The organism is Kangiella sediminilitoris (assembly GCF_001708405.1).
Lineage (GTDB): Bacteria > Pseudomonadota > Gammaproteobacteria > Enterobacterales > Kangiellaceae > Kangiella > Kangiella sediminilitoris.
Map to the genome: position 1 here is coordinate 1325877 of NZ_CP012418.1, position 16538 is coordinate 1342414.

Here is a 16538-nt window from a genome sequence, read left to right on the forward strand (position 1 = left end):
AAATAAGTAATCTATTAATAAAAATCTTCATCATCACCGGGATCCGATGACAGTGCATAATTGATCATATCGAAATCGAAGCCTCGATACTGCAGAAACCGTGTCTGCTTTGCCCTTAACTTCATGTCAGGCCCCGGCGCGCGATTATACTTTTTTCGCCAGGCATCTACAGCAACCTGATGCCAATCAATCGCCATAACTTCAAAATGGTGGTTGATGGTTGTATCTTCAATCCCTTTTTGCCGTAATTCCTGTTTAACCCTTAAAGGACCATAACCATTTTGCGAACGTTGCCTGATAAAGCTTTCAACAAAACGATCATCGCTCTGCAAACCTCTTTCGGCAAGACGATCGAGATAGGCCTCGACCTCCTCACCTTCAAAGCCGCGCAGTTTTAACTTATCAATAAGCTCACGCCGGGAATGTTCCCGGCGTGCTAATAAGTCCATCGCGATGATTTTATAATCACGTGGTGGTTTCTTAAACCCCATAGGCTAAAGAAATATCTGTGATTAAGCTTCTTCCGACGCTTCAACCTCTTCTTGAGGTTTAGCTGTCACTAGAAGGCTGTCACGAAGACTCTTTTCAATTTCTTCTTTGATCTCGATATTTTCTTTCAAGAACTGAATAACGTTCTGTTTACCTTGACCAATCTTATTACCCTGATATGAGTACCAGGCACCAGATTTCTCGACCAGGCCTTCTTTAACACCCCAGTCCAGTATCTCACCTTCAAGTGAAGTACCCTCTCCATAAAGAATTTGGAACTCTGTTTGCTTGAACGGAGGCGCGACTTTGTTTTTAACGACTTTGACACGAGTCTCGTTACCGATGATTTCATCACCCTGCTTAATCTGGCCGATACGACGAATATCCAAACGAACCGAAGAGTAGAATTTAAGCGCGTTACCACCCGTGGTTGTTTCTGGCGAACCGAACATAACACCTATCTTCATACGAATCTGGTTAATGAAGATACACAAGGTATTAGAACGTTTGATGTTAGCCGTTAACTTACGTAACGCCTGTGACATCAAGCGAGCCTGAAGACCCATATGCGAGTCGCCCATTTCACCTTCGATTTCAGCTTTAGGTGTTAAAGCTGCAACCGAATCGACAACCACGATATCAACCGCACCAGAACGAACTAGCATGTCAGTAATTTCAAGCGCCTGCTCACCAGTATCTGGCTGGGAGACGATCAATTCATCAAGGTTAACGCCTAGCTTTTCAGCATAGATCGGATCTAATGCATGTTCAGCGTCGACGAATGCAGCCGTTCCACCATCTGCCTGACAGCTGGCAATAGCCTGCAAAGCCAGGGTTGTCTTACCAGAAGACTCTGGGCCATAGATTTCAGCAATACGCCCCTTAGGGAAACCGCCGATACCCAGCGCAATATCCAAGCCCAGTGAGCCTGTTGAAATTGCTTCGATGCCTTTGGCTGCTGAACCGTCGCCAAGGCGCATAATAGAACCTTTACCAAATTGGCGCTCGATTTGGCCTAAAGCAGCACCGAGTGCCTTCTTTTTGTTGTCATCCATCAAAATTACCTACTGACTGAATTGTTTATAAGAATGAGAAAATTAGACTGATTATTCCACAAACCGCTAGGAAAAGTAACCTGTGATTTCTTGATCCACAGTAAGAAAATGCCCTCGATAGCGGTAAGCTATTGATGATAGGAAAATACTGTACGATTTTTAAGCTGAAGAAGGTTGTTGAGCTATCTTTTCTCTTCCATCAGGCCAACCAGATTGCCATCCGGATCTTTAAGGAATCCAATCCAGAGTTCGTGATCAGGCATTTTAGCGGCGAGTTCTGGTTGTCTCTCACCGCTGCCACCTTTGGATAGTATATCTTTATAACACGACTCAATATCTTCTGCATTGAAATACAAAATCGAGTTTTTACCAACCTGCCCTGCTCCCTGGGGGGAAGTCAACATGATTCGGGTCTGACCGGACTGAAGAAAAGCTAGGTCATCGCTTGGTGCAAATAGAAACTCCAGCCCCAGCGCATCACGATAAAAAGATAAAGCGGAATCAACGTTAGAAACCGTTATCGCAATTTGTCCAATTTCCATACATCACCCAACTGAATTTAATGCTCCATTCTTTGCAATTTACACACTTCCGATAAATAATGGAAATACGTTATTATTTGATTACATTATGAATACCATCAGTAAATTGAAAACTCCGTTTGCCGTTACCCTGAAAAAATATGCCTATTCATTTTTCCTGATTTCAGCCGCAGTTCCCTTTATTTCTTTGTGGCTGGCAGAGGCAAACCTGGTCACAGAACCTGTCGCTCCCTACTTTGCTGTGGTGTTTTTCTTTGGTGTTATTCCAATACTCGACTGGTTGCTGGGCAAGGAGTCCTTGAACGTGCCCGAAGAGCTAAGCTCTGAGGTATCGAACCAATCGTTTTACAAATGGCTAACCTTACTGACGGTTCCTGCGATGTTCGCCGTTATGATTGTGGGGCTCTTTCAAGTCAGCCAAGCCAGTTTAAACAACTGGGGCAAACTGGGCTGGATACTGAATATTGGCATAGTCAGTGGTGTGCTTGCCATTAATGTGGCACATGAGCTGGTCCACAAGAACAGTAAGTTTGAGCGCTTTTGTGGAGGCCTTCTGCTGAGTCTGGTCTGTTATGGCGGCTTTAAGGTGGAACATGTGCGCGGTCATCACGTCAATGTTTCGACACCGGAGGATCCCTCCTCCGCTGATTACAACCAATCGATTTATCATTTCCTACCCAGAGCTTACTGGCACAACATTACCAATGCATGGAAATTGGAGTCGATTCGTTTAAATAGAAAAGGCTTATCTCGATGGAGTTTTAAAAACGAACTATTTACCTGGTATGCTCTCAGCGCATTATGGGCAGCGCTTTCTTTTGTCTTCTTTGGCTGGATAGGTTTAGTACTCTTCCTGGCGCAAAGCTTTGTTGCATTTACCCTGCTGGAAATCATTAATTATATTGAGCATTATGGCTTACGGCGTACAAAGCTTGATAATGGCAAGTATGAATATGTTACGCACCACCACTCGTGGAACTCCAATTTTTTCCTGACCAACATTCTGCTAATTCACCTGCAGCGACACTCCGATCATCACGCCTACCCTAAACGACGCTATCAAGTACTGCGCCACCATGAGGATAGCCCACAACTGCCTGCGGGATACGCCACCATGACTTTATTAGCACTGGTGCCGCCTTTATGGAAAAAGGTGATGAATCCGATCATTGATCGGTATTACAGTTAGAGTATTACAACTAACTAGCTTCACATCTCAATCACACCTGACTCATTAGGCTAGAAACCATGTTAATAACTATTTCTAACCGATGGAAAGCGTTAATCTTGTCTGGTTAAAACGTGACTTGCGACTGACCGATCATGAACCGCTCGCCCTGGCCTGTAAGCAGGATGAGCCCCTGTTACTACTTTATATCTTTGAGCCATCGCTGATCGGGGATCAACACTATTCTCCAAGACACTGGCGTTTTGTCTGGGAATCCCTGCAGGACATCCAAATGCAGCTCATGGAGCTTGGCGGAAAACTTCATATCGCCTATGGAGAGGCCAAAGCCGTATTGAGCTCTATCCAGCAGCAGGTCAATATCAAGCGATTGTTTTCACATCAAGAAGTCGGCATCAATAAAACCTTTGAGCGCGACCGAGATATCCAGTCATGGTGCCAGCAACAGCAAATCCCATGGACAGAAACAGCCTATGGCGCCGTCATTCGAGGGGCAACCAGCCGACACGACTGGGATAAACATTGGAAAAAAGTCATGCGTGCGCCCGTTGCCACTCCAGAACTGCTAAAGCCACGCTGGTATAACAACGAACTACCTATAGCCCACATAGATTCCAGTGCATGGGAGGAAGCCAATACTTCATTTCAGCCTGGTGGGCCAACGGTTGCAAAATCCGTTCTAGAGGACTTCTTCGACCAACGAGGCAAAAGCTACAACAAGTTTATTTCGAAACCTAAGGCCAGCCGAGAACACTGCTCAAGGCTTTCACCCTACCTCGCCTGGGGAAATCTTAGCCTACGCGAAGTGTATCAGGAGCTATTAGCTAACTGGTCACGTCAGGGCTGGAGACGCTCTCTGTCGGCCTTGTCATCACGACTTCATTGGCATTGTCACTTTATTCAGAAATTCGAGAGTGAAACCGACATGGAGTTTCGAACGCTTAATCGTGGCTACGAAGATTTTCCCTATCGCTATGACCAGTCGGCCAAGGATGATTTCAATGCGTGGCGACAGGGCAAAACCGGTTACCCACTGGTTGATGCCTGCATGCGCTGTTTGCGATACACCGGCTATATCAACTTCCGAATGCGTGCCATGCTGGTCAGTTTTGCCTGTCATTACCTGCTTATCGACTGGCGCTGGGTTGGTCATTATCTGGCTCAACTCTTTTTGGACTTCGAGCCCGGTATCCATTACCCACAGATTCAGATGCAGGCCGGGGTTACTGGCATCAACACCATCCGAATGTACAACCCCATTAAACAGTCTAAGGAGCATGATCCCGACGGTGACTTTATTCGACAATGGTGCCCGGAACTTTTCAAACTGGACAATGATGTGATTCATGAGCCCTGGCTTATCACACCCATGGAGCAGCAGCTCTATGATATCGACTACCCTGCTCCTATCGTCGATTTAAAAGAGTCAGGCAAACAGGTTCGTGATCTGCTGTGGGGCTATCGCAAACGCGACGACGTCAAAAAAGAATCCGCTAGAATTCTTAAACGTCATGTCAGACCAAGACAGGATTAACATGCATAAGAAGTCACACTTGCCCTCAAAAACCTGCCCAGTATGCCAGCGGCCTTTTAATTGGCGGAAGAAATGGAAGAACTGTTGGGAAGATGTTGTCTATTGTTCTGAGCGATGTCGGCGGAATCGAAACCAGTTAACCACGGTAAACAATTGATAATCAAGACAGCAGAATAAAGGCTGGGCTTAAACCCCCAGCCTGTCTGACCATCTAGAACAACTTACTACCCATATAGAGTCCCATAGCGATCATCATCAAGTTCTCAGTAAGCGATATAAAACCCAGCGGTACGTTATTACCACCACCAACACAGGCACACTTCAGCTCACGTTTATCGATATACACCGCTTTAAAGACGGATACCGCGCCAATCGTACCGATAAACAGCGCTATGGGAGCTGATAGCCAGGTTAATGCACCGGAAACCATTAAGACACCCGCCAGCCCTTCGGCAAAAGGATACACATAGCCGTAAGGCACCCAACGTTTTGCTAGCAGATCATAGTTTAAGAACATGGTGGAAAACTTCTCGACGTCCTGCAGCTTCAACATCGCAAGTAATACCATGGCGAAACTGACAAACCACTCAATTGTTTGCACGGTAAAAGCATTACCCAGCTCATGTCCCGAACTGGCGAAACTCGCTGCCATTGCGGTCAAAGCAGCCATCACAAATAGCACTATCACCGGGCGATAGGTCTTTTTATTGGGGTCCTTAACTTTTTTACCCAGGTGTTTTCGTAAATCTTCATAACCACCTATCCGCTCACCACCTATAAAGGTTTGCGGTGTGGTTTTGACGTCATGCTTTTCCTTAAAAGCATCCGTTTCTTCACGGTTCGCTAAGATACGGTCCTCCACCTCATAACCTTCGCGCTTTAATAAATCCTTAGACTTTAAACCAAAGGGACAGGTATGTTTGTCTGTAGACATACGGTATAGCGTAGCTTTTTTCTTGTTAGTCGCACTCATAAAAAAGTACTCCTTGATTCAAGTGATGATGCCACTATAAACTCTGTACCATGGTACAGAGTCAAGGCATTCTGTTTAACGAGAGGTAGAAACCATGCTAACCATTGGAAAACTGGCAAAAGCAGCCAACATAGGCGTAGAAACAGTACGCTATTACCAGCGCAAAGAGCTCATCAATGTTCCAAGTAAAACCGAAGGCTTTAGGAAATACAGCGAAGAGGATCTACGACGACTGAAGTTTATTAAGGAAGCACAGAAAGCGGGATTCACCCTTAACGAAATTAAAGAGCTATTAGCGCTGGATACCAGCCATGACCATCAGCGCGCTCAGGAACTCGCCAGCGCCAGGATTAAAGAACTCGATGACAAGATCGAAGAAATGCAACAAGCCAGAGACCGCCTGAAAAACCTGTTCCACCAATGTGAGTCTAGAGGACAAAATAAACCTTGCGCGATTTTAAAGGCGTTTGAGGTTTGAATTAACTTTGCTCTTTACCTACTGTGGAACCAAAATTAAACATAAAAATGAATGACCAGCTTTTGGTCAAGTGATCCTGAGTCTTATTTTTTATTACTATTCTATTCATGGAGTACTCATTACTCGGCAATAAGCTCCATTTCCTGAATAAGCCTATTATATACTTTGAAAGTGTGCTTATTCATGTCCGCAAAAGAAATAAGACCCATTCGCCCATCACACCAAGTCACATAGTCACTTGCATAACCAGTCCCCAAGTCGGATATCTCCTCATATAAGTAATAATCAACGGCACAACCATCAATATTCAATACTTCAGATTTAAAATTTGTAACTCCATCTCGGCTTTTTAGTTGTGCAGAAAACTGTTCTCTGAACATTTCACGCTGATTAAGGTTTAGTTTTTGTTCTTTTGGAGCGACTCTAACCATTAAAATACTTCCAGGCTTTAATCTAAATGACTTCATAACAACGCCACCAGGCTCTACCTTGTTCTCTAATGCTTCAGCCGTCTCTAGTATTAATAAATTTATGTAACCCACAGTAACTTTTTTGCCAATTGCATATGCAGAAACTGGAAGTGAACATGCGAGAAAAAGTAAAAATAATGATCTTTTCATAAACATTCCAATTAATTTTAAGATTCCATTAAGGTTAGTAAACGTGGAGCTCCACAGGGGGCAGAAACTGCGTCGTGACGCACCATATAATATCTACTCAAGATGGGTCAATATCCACCCTACAGAATATTCTACCGTTTGTTGACGAATATCAGCTCTTGAGCCTTCAAGCTGTAGTAGCTTGCTTTCGACACCTTTGTCATCGGCAAACCCAACCCAGACAGTTCCCACAGGCTTCTCTGGGGTTCCGCCGTCGGGACCGGCGATACCGCTAACCGATATGGCGATTCGATTTTTACCGCCTGACTTTTGGAAAGCACCAAGAGCCATGGCTTCTACCACTTCTTTTGAAACAGCCCCATGTTTTTCTATCAACTCCAGCGGAACGTCGAGCATATCGTGTTTCGCCTGGTTAGTGTAAGTGACATAACCGCGATCAAACCACTGTGAGCTGCCGGGGATTTCGGTACAGGATGCTGCAATTAAGCCACCGGTGCAAGACTCAGCCGTGACCAGCATTAAATCTTTTTTTATTAATAAGTTAGATAGCTCTTTTAATAAGCTTTCTAAGTCACTTTCTAAGACAGAAGTCCCTGTATTTTTTCTGGAATTGGGCAATCTTAATCTACCTCTTTTGATCGAAATCCGTTAAGCTATGGGCTTAGTTTGAGCGTAGTAAAACTTGGCTCTTTTCAGCACTAAGAATAGGCGCTCATGAGCTTAATGGCAATGGTCATTGCTCTTAACTCATCATTCAACCGAAAAGCTACTGATAACAATAAGCATGTCTAAAGCGGAAATTATTAACGACGAAGCACTACAACACCACACTCCGATGATGCGTCAGTACTGGCGTCTAAAGCAGGACCATAAGGATTATCTACTGTTTTATCGTATGGGTGATTTCTATGAATTGTTTTACGATGATGCCAAACGTGCTGCCGAACTATTAGACATCACTCTAACGAAACGTGGCTCTTCGGCGGGCGAACCAATTCCAATGGCGGGTGTGCCGTTTCATGCGGTGGACTCTTACCTCGCTCGAATCGTTAAGCTGGGTGAATCAGTGGCTATCTGCGAACAGGTCGGCGACCCGGCGACCAGTAAAGGCCCAGTCGAGCGAAAAGTCGTTCGTATCGTAACACCCGGAACGCTTTATGATGAAAACCTGTTAGACGCTCTCTCTGAAAACATTCTTGCCTCAGTCTATAAAAAGAATAATCACTACGGCCTCGCCTGTCTGGATATGGCCAGTGGTCGTTTCTGGTTATCCGAGTTCGATAATGAGCTGGCATTGCAGGCCGAGTTACATCGCGTTAAGCCCGCGGAACTAATACTCGCCGATAATCAGCAGAACTTAAGCCAGTTAGTCAAAAGCTCCATTCAATGGCAACCAGACTGGGAGTATGATTATGAGCAGAACCACGACAAGCTGCTCCAACATTTCAAAGTTAATAGCTTGTCGTCCTTTGGCTGTGAGGACTACCGCTTAGCCGTATCAGCGGCTGGTGTGGTTTTAGAATATGCCAAGAAAACCCAGCTGAATGCCCTGCCGCATATCCGTATGTTGCAACGCCTGTCGGATGCGGACCACTTGGTACTTGATCCCGCAACACGAAAAAATCTGGAGCTAACTGAGAATATTCAGGGCCAGTCTCATAATACGCTGTTCGAAGTGATGAACAGTACGCAAACGGTGATGGGTGGACGACTACTGAAGCGTTGGCTGCACAGCCCGTTGAGCAAAAAAACATCGGTTGAAAAACGTCTTCAAGCCGTATCAGCACTAAAACAAGACTTAGTTTACAGCGACTTACAGTCACACCTTAATGAAATTGCTGATATCGAGCGTATCGTAACGCGACTTGCTCTGGGTAGCGCCAACCCTAGAGACTTAAAACGCCTGGAGGTGGGTTTAACCAAGTCAGCCGAGATCAAAGATTATCTAAAACAGCATCAGGTTTCTCTGCCCTTAACCGACTCGATTGAGCCGTTACCGCCAGTTCAGGAACTCTTGAACAGAGCCATTATTGAGCAACCGCCCATGGTGATTCGTGACGGTGGTGTTATTGCTGAAGGCTACCATAGCGAACTGGATGAACTGCGTAATCTGGCCAACGACGCCAGCGACTTTATGCTGCAACTGGAGCAACGCGAGAAAGAACGCTCGGGCATCAATACGCTGAAGGTCGGCTATAACAAGGTGCATGGTTTCTATATTGAGATTTCACGAGCACAAAGCGACCAGGCTCCTGCCGAATACGTTCGTCGCCAGACTCTGAAAAATGCCGAGCGTTTTATCACGCCAGAGCTTAAAGAGTACGAAGAGAAAGTACTCAGCAGTAAAACCCGGGCGCTTAGTCTTGAGAAAAAGCTTTATGACGGACTCATTACTGAACTCCAGGAATTTGTGCCGAGTATTCAGCAAACAGCAGCGGCTATTGCCGAACTGGATGTGCTTGCCTGCTTCGCCGAGCGCGCTGAGAACCTGAACTTCGCCAAGCCCGACTTTTCTGAGCAGCCAGGTATTAAAATTACCGCAGGGCGACACCCGGTCGTAGAGTTCCATAGCAAGGAGCCGTTTATACCCAATGATCTGGAGCTGTCCCCGAACAGACGCTCTTTAATTATTACCGGCCCCAACATGGGCGGTAAATCCACTTACATGCGTCAGGCAGCGCTGATCACATTGCTGGCCTACACTGGCTCGTTTGTCCCAGCTGACAGTACGAATATTGGTCCTGTCGATAGAATCTTTACTCGAATCGGTGCATCAGATGATCTCGCCAGCGGTCGCTCTACCTTTATGGTAGAAATGTCTGAAACGGCTAATATTCTGAATAACGCCACGGCAAACAGCCTGGTCCTGCTGGACGAAATTGGCCGCGGTACCAGTACCTTTGATGGTTTAGCACTGGCATCAGCAACCATGCGCTATATTCATGAGAAGCTCAACTCTCTTACCTTGTTCGCCACTCACTACTTCGAGCTGACCCAGCAAATTCAGGAATGGGACGCTTGCGCCAATGTTCACTTTGGGGCCACCGAGTATGAATCAAAACAGTCCGGCTCTACCAAGCTAGTCTTTTCACACCAGATTGCTGAAGGCCATGCAAATCAAAGTTATGGTATTCAGGTTGCCCAGCTGGCTGGATTACCTAAAGCTGTCATCCAGAATGCTAAAGCATTACTGCACTACTTCGAGCAGCATGGTACTCATGAGTCCGATGGTAGCGGTAACGAAGAAGTGATGCCGCAGCTTGATTTACTGGAGGAAGCAGATACAAACGATGAAGTATCAAGCGAAGCTCTGGAACTTCTGGAAAGCATATCACCGGATGATTTATCGCCACGTGAAGCGCTCGAACTATTGTATAAGTTAAAAGAATCGCTAAAATAACGCTGCGGTTAGCAAAACCAAAGAAGATTTAGGAGACATTCATGGCGTTCGTAGTAACCGAAAACTGCATCAAATGTAAATACACTGACTGCGTTGAAGTCTGTCCGGTGGACTGCTTTTACGAAGGGCCGAACTTTCTGGTGATCAACCCTGATGAGTGTATTGACTGTGCATTATGCGAACCTGAATGCCCAGCAGAAGCGATATACGAAGAAGATGATGTGCCAGCAGGCCAAGAGCACTTCATTGAGCTCAACGCTGAGCTATCTGAAGAATGGCCTAACATCACGGAGCAAAAGGATCCGCTACCGGACGCGGCCGAATGGGATGGCAAAGAAGGCAAGTTCGAACTGCTGGAAAAATAGTTAAGTAAAGAGCCCTCAGCAGAGGGCTTTTTTGTATCGCCTATCCGTACCTACTTTACTACTCACTCACAGCATGATGTTTTGGAATCAAAAGCGATAGCACCGCGGCTAAAACAACAAATACGGTGGAGATAACTAGACACATCACCAGACCATAGGCCTGATAAACCCAGCCCGACAAAACTGTGCCAATCAAACGTCCCATGGCGTTAGCCATATAATAAAATCCAACGTCCAAAGACACGCCGTCATCTGTCGCCATTTGTACGATCAGGAAACTGTGTAGTGACGAGTTGATGGCGAAAATGATACCGAAAATTAGCAGCCCGGCTATCAAAGACACTTCAGGAGATAAATTGAAGTATAGACCGGCCGCAATCGCTGCTGGAATCAATGCCAGGATCATGGCCCAGGCAAAAGCCGTAAAGCCGCTGGGAACGTGGCCTTGTTCGCGCCCAGTTATTTTTGGGGCGAGGGTTTGTATAACGCCATAGCCGATAATCCATAAAGCCAGGAAGCCACCAACAAATGTATGTGACCAGTTAAACTGACTGGATAGATACACCGGTAAGGCAACCACAAACCAGACATCACGCGAACCGAATAAAAACATTCTGGCGGCAGACAAATAGTTTATCGACGCACTTTTTGAGAACAGGTGAGAAAACTTCGGTTTGGACTTACTTCTACCTAGATTTTTTTTGAGCCTTATAAGACTGAATATCCACACCAAAAGCAGCATACTGGCCATGAAAAGGATAGCACCCTGGAAGCCCATAACGGCCAGCAACAACCCGCCCATAAAAAAGCCAACGCCTTTTAGCGTGTTTTTCGATCCGGTCAGTAATGCCACCCAACGGTAGAGCTTATTGTCCTCGCCTTTTGCGACCAATGTTTTAATGGCGCTCTTGGCGCTCATCTTGTTCAGATCTTTTGCAATCCCTGAAAGAGCCTGTGCCGACATCACCCAGGGTACGGTCAATAAGGCACTAGGTACTAAGAGTAGGCTCAGGGCAACAACCTGTAACATGAGTCCTATGTTCATGGTTTTATTAAGCCCAAGGCGCGCGCCAAGCCAGCCACCAATAAGATTGGTAACCACACCGAAAAATTCATAAAACAGAAACAGCATGGCGATTTGCAGAGGACTGTAGCCAAGCTGGTGGAAGTGTAATACCACCAGCATTCTGAGCGCACCGTCAGTCAGGGTAAACGCCCAATAGTTACCAGTAACAATAATGTACTGACGCACCTCTTCAGACAGATTACGCAGTGAATCCGATATAAACGACATAAACTAGTCTACGCCCTTTTCGACAACTAACTTAACCAGCTCGGCGGTACGATTGGCGTAACCCCATTCATTGTCATACCACAGATATAACTTAACCTGTGTGCCATTCACCACCATAGTCGATAAGGCATCGACTATGGTCGAACGTGGGTCCGTTTTATAATCAACCGATACTAAAGGTCGTTCTTCATAACCCAGAATATCTTTGAGCTCGCCTTCGGCGGCCGCTTTGAACAGTGCATTGACCTCTTCTTCGGTGGTTTCTTCTTCGACTTCAAACACACAGTCAGTAATAGAAGCATTAGCCAAAGGAACGCGAACCGCGTGGCCATTAAGCTTACCTTTTAGCTCTGGGAAGATATGAGTAATTGCTGTCGCCGAACCGGTAGTGGTCGGTATCAGATTCATGCCACAGGCACGGGCACGGCGAAGATCTTTATGCGCACCATCCAAAATGGTCTGTGTGTTGGTAATGTCATGGATCGTGGTCATACTGCCATGCTTAATACCGAGGTTTTCATGTATTACTTTAACCGCAGGTGCTAAGCAGTTGGTCGTGCAGGAAGCGGCGGTGACTATTGGGTATCGCTCTTTGTCGTATAAATCATGGTTTACCCCCATGACAACGTTCAAAACGCCCTCTTCTTTTACCGGAGCAGTAACCACGACACGTTTTACACCCTGACTTAAATACTCATTCAGTTCTTCCTGAGTTTTAAATTTACCGGATGCTTCAATCACCAGGTCGCAACCCGACCAATCGGTATCAGCTATTGTTCGGTTCTGGCTGAATGAAATAGTGGCATCATCAATAATAATCTGGCCATTCGTTTCCTCTGCTTCATAACCCCAACGGCCATGAACAGAATCGAAGTTAAGTAGATGAGCAAAGGTTTTAGCGTCGCCGGCTGGGTCATTAATCTGAACAACTTCCATACCGGGCGCGCCCCAAAGCGCTCGCATGGTTAATCTTCCCATGCGCCCGAAACCATTAATACCAACTTTAATAGACATCAGCGTCTCCTGAAAACTAATTACAACAATTTGGACGATCGTCCATATTAGAAAGATTATCGAGATAAGGCTGTATAAAGGATATCTGGGCGTCTAACGTGGTAAACAGCACAGATAAAGCCCACTCTGGCAAATCCTCACTCAACCGATAATACACCCACTGGCTTTGTCTGCGTGTAGCCAATATACCCTGATTCTTCAACTGAGCTAAATGACGCGATACCTTTGGCTGTGACTCATCAATTGCTTCAGTTAACTCACAGACGCAAAGCTCCTCTTCTTTAACAATGAGAAGAAGTGTCTTAAGCCGAGTCTCATCGGATAAGGATTTAAAGAATTGAGTAGGATTAATCATGAAATATTACAAACCTGCATCTCAACATATGAATATACGCATAACCATATATAAAGAGCTTTACTTAGTAAAGTTAAACTTAAGTGGAATAGTTGATGACGCTGTCAAAACTAGAAGTAAAGAGGGAAGGAAGAAATAGAAAAGAGTGCTGCAAGCTTTTGCAGCACTCTACGATAGCAACCGATTAGAAATCAATGGAAGATGTAAATGGTTTTACACCAATTGACTCATAGATTTCATCTGGTTTGTATAGACGCTGTCCCTTAATCACTAATGCAATCTGACGTAGATCGCTCATGTCTTCCAAAGGATTGCCATCCACAAAGACCAGATCAGCCTGCTTTCCTTCAGTTATCGAGCCAACGTTTTCTTCATTACCCACTACCTTTGCAGAGCCTATGGTGGCTAGCTTTAAAACATCGGCGTTAGAGATACCGGCATCAGCATACAGCTCCAACTCACGATGCAGTGTAAAACCAGCGATTGCATCGGTACCTGGTACGACTGGAACACCGTTGTCATGAAGCTTTTTAACCATGGCAGACATCGCTTTAATTGAAGCATCATAGGCATCACGCTCTTCAGAACTAATGTCCATAACAGGTTTCGTGTAGCCACGAGCAACGTTAGCTGGCAAGTGTTCGTACACTGGTGCGATTTCCGGATCAACAACTCCTGATTTACGGAACAGGCTGTTAAAAGTCGATACAGTAGCGTCAACCTCAATACCCTTCTCCTTTAACTTAGCAATGAAGTCATTAACTTCTTTACTATCCAGGTCCAGCTCACCGGCTTTTTCACCAACTAAAGAAAAACGTAATCGTTTACGAGTATCGACACCCTTACCCAGGAAGTTTAGGAATAACATATTGATATGCTGAATTTCGTCAAAGCCAGCATCCACAGCTTCCTCCGCTGTCATGAAGGCAGGAATGTGACCACTCAAACGTAACCCTTTGCTATGCACATGCTCTGCTAAAGGCTTAACCCACTCAGGCTCCATCGAACTGTATGTTTTGATCTGTATATAACCACGATCAGCATACCAGTCGACTGCAGCTTTGGCTTCTTCAAGAGAGCTCACGGTCTTACCCATCTTCATGGCATAGGGGCTTTCACGATCCATAAACCCAGCACGATAAACGTCGCCACCGATAATATCGCCACCACGACTGAGTTCATCGATAGCGGTAATATTGTCATGGGTATTACCCATATCACGAACGTTAGTAACACCGGCTGGAATGTTCAGCAAACCATTCGACTTAGTTAGATGGCCATGCATATCCCAGAGCCCAGGAATGACTGTCTTGCCCTTGGCATCCACCAAGGTGTAATTATCACTTGCTTCGATGTCGCCAATTTTTGAAATCTTTCCATCCTCAACCAGAATTGATTGATTCTCAACTAGCTCACCACTTTCAACATCAACATAATTGGCGTTTGTGACCAGAATAGGTTTCTCAGAGGTATGAGTTAACTTTTTGGCTAAGTCTGTCAGATACTGGTTTTCAGCGTCTTTTTGAAGCTTTTGAAGTTTCTCAAGGTTGCTGCGTCCCCAGCCTTTAGCTATTACGCCAAACCAGCCACCACTGTCGGTGGCAAAGAAATTGTTATCTTCATCGTACCAGCCAAATTCAGGGGTAAAACCCAAACCAACTACGCCAAGTAGACGAACTGTTTTCTCTTCCTCTCCCTGAGTTAAAGTAACTGTTTCCAGCTCAATTAAAGAGGCTGTGCCGCTGGGTAAAAGCTCTACTTTTCCATCCTCTGCTTCTAGCAGTCGTTTAACTAGTAGGCTCTGTGAAATACCAGTTCCATCACTGGCTATATAAAATTTTGCAGAATCTACTTCGGCACTTCCCTGCTCATTAAGACTTTTCCATTGAGCGCTACCGTCCTTCATACTAAAAGACTCTTCAATCGGAGCACCAAAAGCGGAAATCCCTTTAATTTCCTGACTGATTATATAGCCACTTTCACCAACGACAGTTGTTTCATCAATGTTAACTCGTCGGTTATTCCAACCCAGTTCCATATGAGCCTTTATAGTATTTCCATCCTGCTCTACTTCTACAAAGCCAGCCTGATCTTCCTTATTGTAAATATTGTAGGTAACGGCTGGCTCCACAACATTTTTTTCTGCTTTACTCTCCTGAGTATCATCAGCTTTATCGTTAGACACTTGCTGTTGATTATTTGTCTGTTCTAGCTGCTCAGGTGTTTTTTGGGATTCACTGTCATCGCTGCAGCCGGATACTGCCAGCATCACACTTATGGCAATCGCAGAAATGGTTATTTGTTTTCTCATACCTGTAGTCCTTTGTTTGATGAAGTTTATGTTTTACCAGTAAATACGATAAAAGCCCAGCATCAGGCTGGGCTTAGTTCACTTTATATTGTCTAATCGGTGATTAGCTGATAGCTATCAAATTTGTCAAATGCTTTGACCAAGTCAGCTTCTTTTTGATCCACCTTCTGAACTAGCATACATAATTCTTCTGCCTGCTGTTCAAGCTTTTCTGCCCTTGCTTCCATGGTAGCTTCCATTTCTTTACCAAAAGCTTCCATTCTTTGCTCAAAGGCTTTAACCTTTTCCTCGTTGCCACTCATTGCAGCTACGATCATTTCACCGACATGACCTTCAACAAAGTCTGTCACCGCTGTCTCAATCAAAGCTTCAAACTCAGCTTCAAAATCTGAGCTCTCCAGGTAGCTTTCCAAACCTTTGGGACGAAAATGATTTTGGCTAATATGTTTTCTCAGATCTGAAGAAATAGTTTCAACTTTAGCCATAAACTCTTCAGCTTTTTCAGGCTGATCCTGCATCAGAGCAGCCGTAATCATACCAACGGCTTCAATCGCTATAGCGCTCGCCTCTTCAGCAACGCCTGATGCTGCCGGCAGTAAGTCCCGAACCTGCTCATTGTATTGCTGTAAAAGGGTTAGCTGCTGCGGTGATAGAATTTGCTTTTCACCATCAAGGTAAAGGCTGTCGTTACTGGTTATTAATACTTTTTGCTGGTCTTCACTGGAAAATGTCAGTTTATCGCCCTTAATTTCAATATCATAAGCGAAATCGGCATTACACGTAACATCATTGGAATATGCAGACGCAGTGGATGCGGTAAACACCATTCCAACGGCGATTACTGTAGATTTTATAGACTGAATCATAGAGAACTCCTTTATCAAATAACTGTTGGTACACTTATAAGATGAGGGAATTCCCT

17 protein-coding genes are annotated in these 16538 nt (G+C 45.1%); 6 read left to right on the forward strand and 11 right to left on the reverse strand.

Annotation, left to right across the window (positions count from 1 at the left end):
- Positions 1–14: 14 nt before the first annotated feature.
- The 3 genes from KS2013_RS06110 to KS2013_RS06120 form a co-directional block, all read right to left on the reverse strand.
- Complete coding sequence (locus KS2013_RS06110; RefSeq protein ID WP_068991177.1) at positions 15–491, reverse strand: regulatory protein RecX; 477 nt, start codon at positions 489–491, stop codon at positions 15–17.
- Positions 492–512: 21 nt separating this feature from the next.
- Positions 513–1544, reverse strand: a complete 1032-nt coding sequence (recA, locus tag KS2013_RS06115; RefSeq protein WP_068991180.1) for a recombinase RecA — start codon at positions 1542–1544, stop codon at positions 513–515.
- 182 nt (positions 1545–1726) lie between these two features.
- The gene (locus KS2013_RS06120) at positions 1727–2086 is read right to left on the reverse strand and encodes a VOC family protein (protein ID WP_068991185.1); all 360 of its coding nucleotides are present in this window, start codon (positions 2084–2086) and stop codon (positions 1727–1729) included.
- 88 nt (positions 2087–2174) lie between these two features.
- Between KS2013_RS06120 and KS2013_RS06125 the strand changes: the two genes are divergently transcribed.
- The 3 genes from KS2013_RS06125 (at position 2175) to KS2013_RS12150 (ending at position 4963) form a co-directional block, all read left to right on the forward strand.
- Positions 2175–3275, forward strand: a complete 1101-nt coding sequence (locus tag KS2013_RS06125; protein WP_068991188.1) for an alkane 1-monooxygenase — start codon at positions 2175–2177, stop codon at positions 3273–3275.
- A gap of 82 nt (positions 3276–3357) precedes the next feature.
- Positions 3358–4806, forward strand: a complete 1449-nt coding sequence (locus KS2013_RS06130; RefSeq protein ID WP_068991191.1) for an FAD-binding domain-containing protein — start codon at positions 3358–3360, stop codon at positions 4804–4806.
- Position 4807: 1 nt separating this feature from the next.
- A complete protein-coding gene (locus KS2013_RS12150) occupies positions 4808–4963 on the forward strand; it encodes a DUF2256 domain-containing protein (RefSeq protein WP_071890137.1) in 156 nt (51 codons plus the stop codon).
- Positions 4964–5017: 54 nt separating this feature from the next.
- Here KS2013_RS12150 and KS2013_RS06135 read toward each other — a convergent pair whose 3' ends face one another.
- The gene (locus KS2013_RS06135) at positions 5018–5779 is read right to left on the reverse strand and encodes a MauE/DoxX family redox-associated membrane protein (RefSeq protein WP_068991193.1); all 762 of its coding nucleotides are present in this window, start codon (positions 5777–5779) and stop codon (positions 5018–5020) included.
- A 94-nt stretch (positions 5780–5873) separates the two neighbouring features.
- On the opposite strand from KS2013_RS06135, the gene KS2013_RS06140 reads away from it, so the two are divergent.
- Complete coding sequence (locus KS2013_RS06140) at positions 5874–6257, forward strand: MerR family transcriptional regulator (protein WP_068991196.1); 384 nt, start codon at positions 5874–5876, stop codon at positions 6255–6257.
- A gap of 119 nt (positions 6258–6376) precedes the next feature.
- Here the strand turns inward: KS2013_RS06140 and KS2013_RS06145 are convergent, their stop codons facing one another.
- Positions 6377–6877 carry a hypothetical protein gene (locus KS2013_RS06145; protein ID WP_068991200.1) on the reverse strand — a complete coding sequence of 167 codons (501 nt, stop codon included), beginning with the start codon at positions 6875–6877 and terminating at the stop codon, positions 6377–6379.
- A gap of 93 nt (positions 6878–6970) precedes the next feature.
- The gene (locus KS2013_RS06150; protein ID WP_071890140.1) at positions 6971–7495 is read right to left on the reverse strand and encodes a CinA family protein; all 525 of its coding nucleotides are present in this window, start codon (positions 7493–7495) and stop codon (positions 6971–6973) included.
- A 166-nt stretch (positions 7496–7661) separates the two neighbouring features.
- Between KS2013_RS06150 and mutS the strand changes: the two genes are divergently transcribed.
- Both mutS and fdxA read left to right on the forward strand, forming a co-directional pair.
- Positions 7662–10277 (forward strand): DNA mismatch repair protein MutS, encoded by a 2616-nt coding sequence (mutS, locus tag KS2013_RS06155; RefSeq protein WP_228703635.1) that lies wholly within the window; start codon positions 7662–7664, stop codon positions 10275–10277.
- A 41-nt stretch (positions 10278–10318) separates the two neighbouring features.
- The gene (gene fdxA, locus KS2013_RS06160) at positions 10319–10642 is read left to right on the forward strand and encodes a ferredoxin FdxA (protein ID WP_068991203.1); all 324 of its coding nucleotides are present in this window, start codon (positions 10319–10321) and stop codon (positions 10640–10642) included.
- A gap of 58 nt (positions 10643–10700) precedes the next feature.
- Here fdxA and arsJ read toward each other — a convergent pair whose 3' ends face one another.
- The 5 genes from arsJ to KS2013_RS06185 form a co-directional block, all read right to left on the reverse strand.
- Entirely contained in the window at positions 10701–11936 is a 1236-nt protein-coding gene (gene arsJ / locus KS2013_RS06165) for an organoarsenical effux MFS transporter ArsJ (RefSeq protein WP_068991206.1), read from the reverse strand.
- Between the two features lie 3 nt (positions 11937–11939).
- The gene (locus KS2013_RS06170; protein ID WP_068991209.1) at positions 11940–12950 is read right to left on the reverse strand and encodes an ArsJ-associated glyceraldehyde-3-phosphate dehydrogenase; all 1011 of its coding nucleotides are present in this window, start codon (positions 12948–12950) and stop codon (positions 11940–11942) included.
- Positions 12951–12966: 16 nt separating this feature from the next.
- Positions 12967–13305 carry a metalloregulator ArsR/SmtB family transcription factor gene (locus KS2013_RS06175; protein ID WP_068991212.1) on the reverse strand — a complete coding sequence of 113 codons (339 nt, stop codon included), beginning with the start codon at positions 13303–13305 and terminating at the stop codon, positions 12967–12969.
- A 184-nt stretch (positions 13306–13489) separates the two neighbouring features.
- Positions 13490–15616 carry an amidohydrolase family protein gene (locus KS2013_RS06180; RefSeq protein WP_068991215.1) on the reverse strand — a complete coding sequence of 709 codons (2127 nt, stop codon included), beginning with the start codon at positions 15614–15616 and terminating at the stop codon, positions 13490–13492.
- Positions 15617–15708: 92 nt separating this feature from the next.
- The gene (locus tag KS2013_RS06185; RefSeq protein WP_068991218.1) at positions 15709–16482 is read right to left on the reverse strand and encodes a DUF2884 family protein; all 774 of its coding nucleotides are present in this window, start codon (positions 16480–16482) and stop codon (positions 15709–15711) included.
- Positions 16483–16538: the final 56 nt, after the last annotated feature.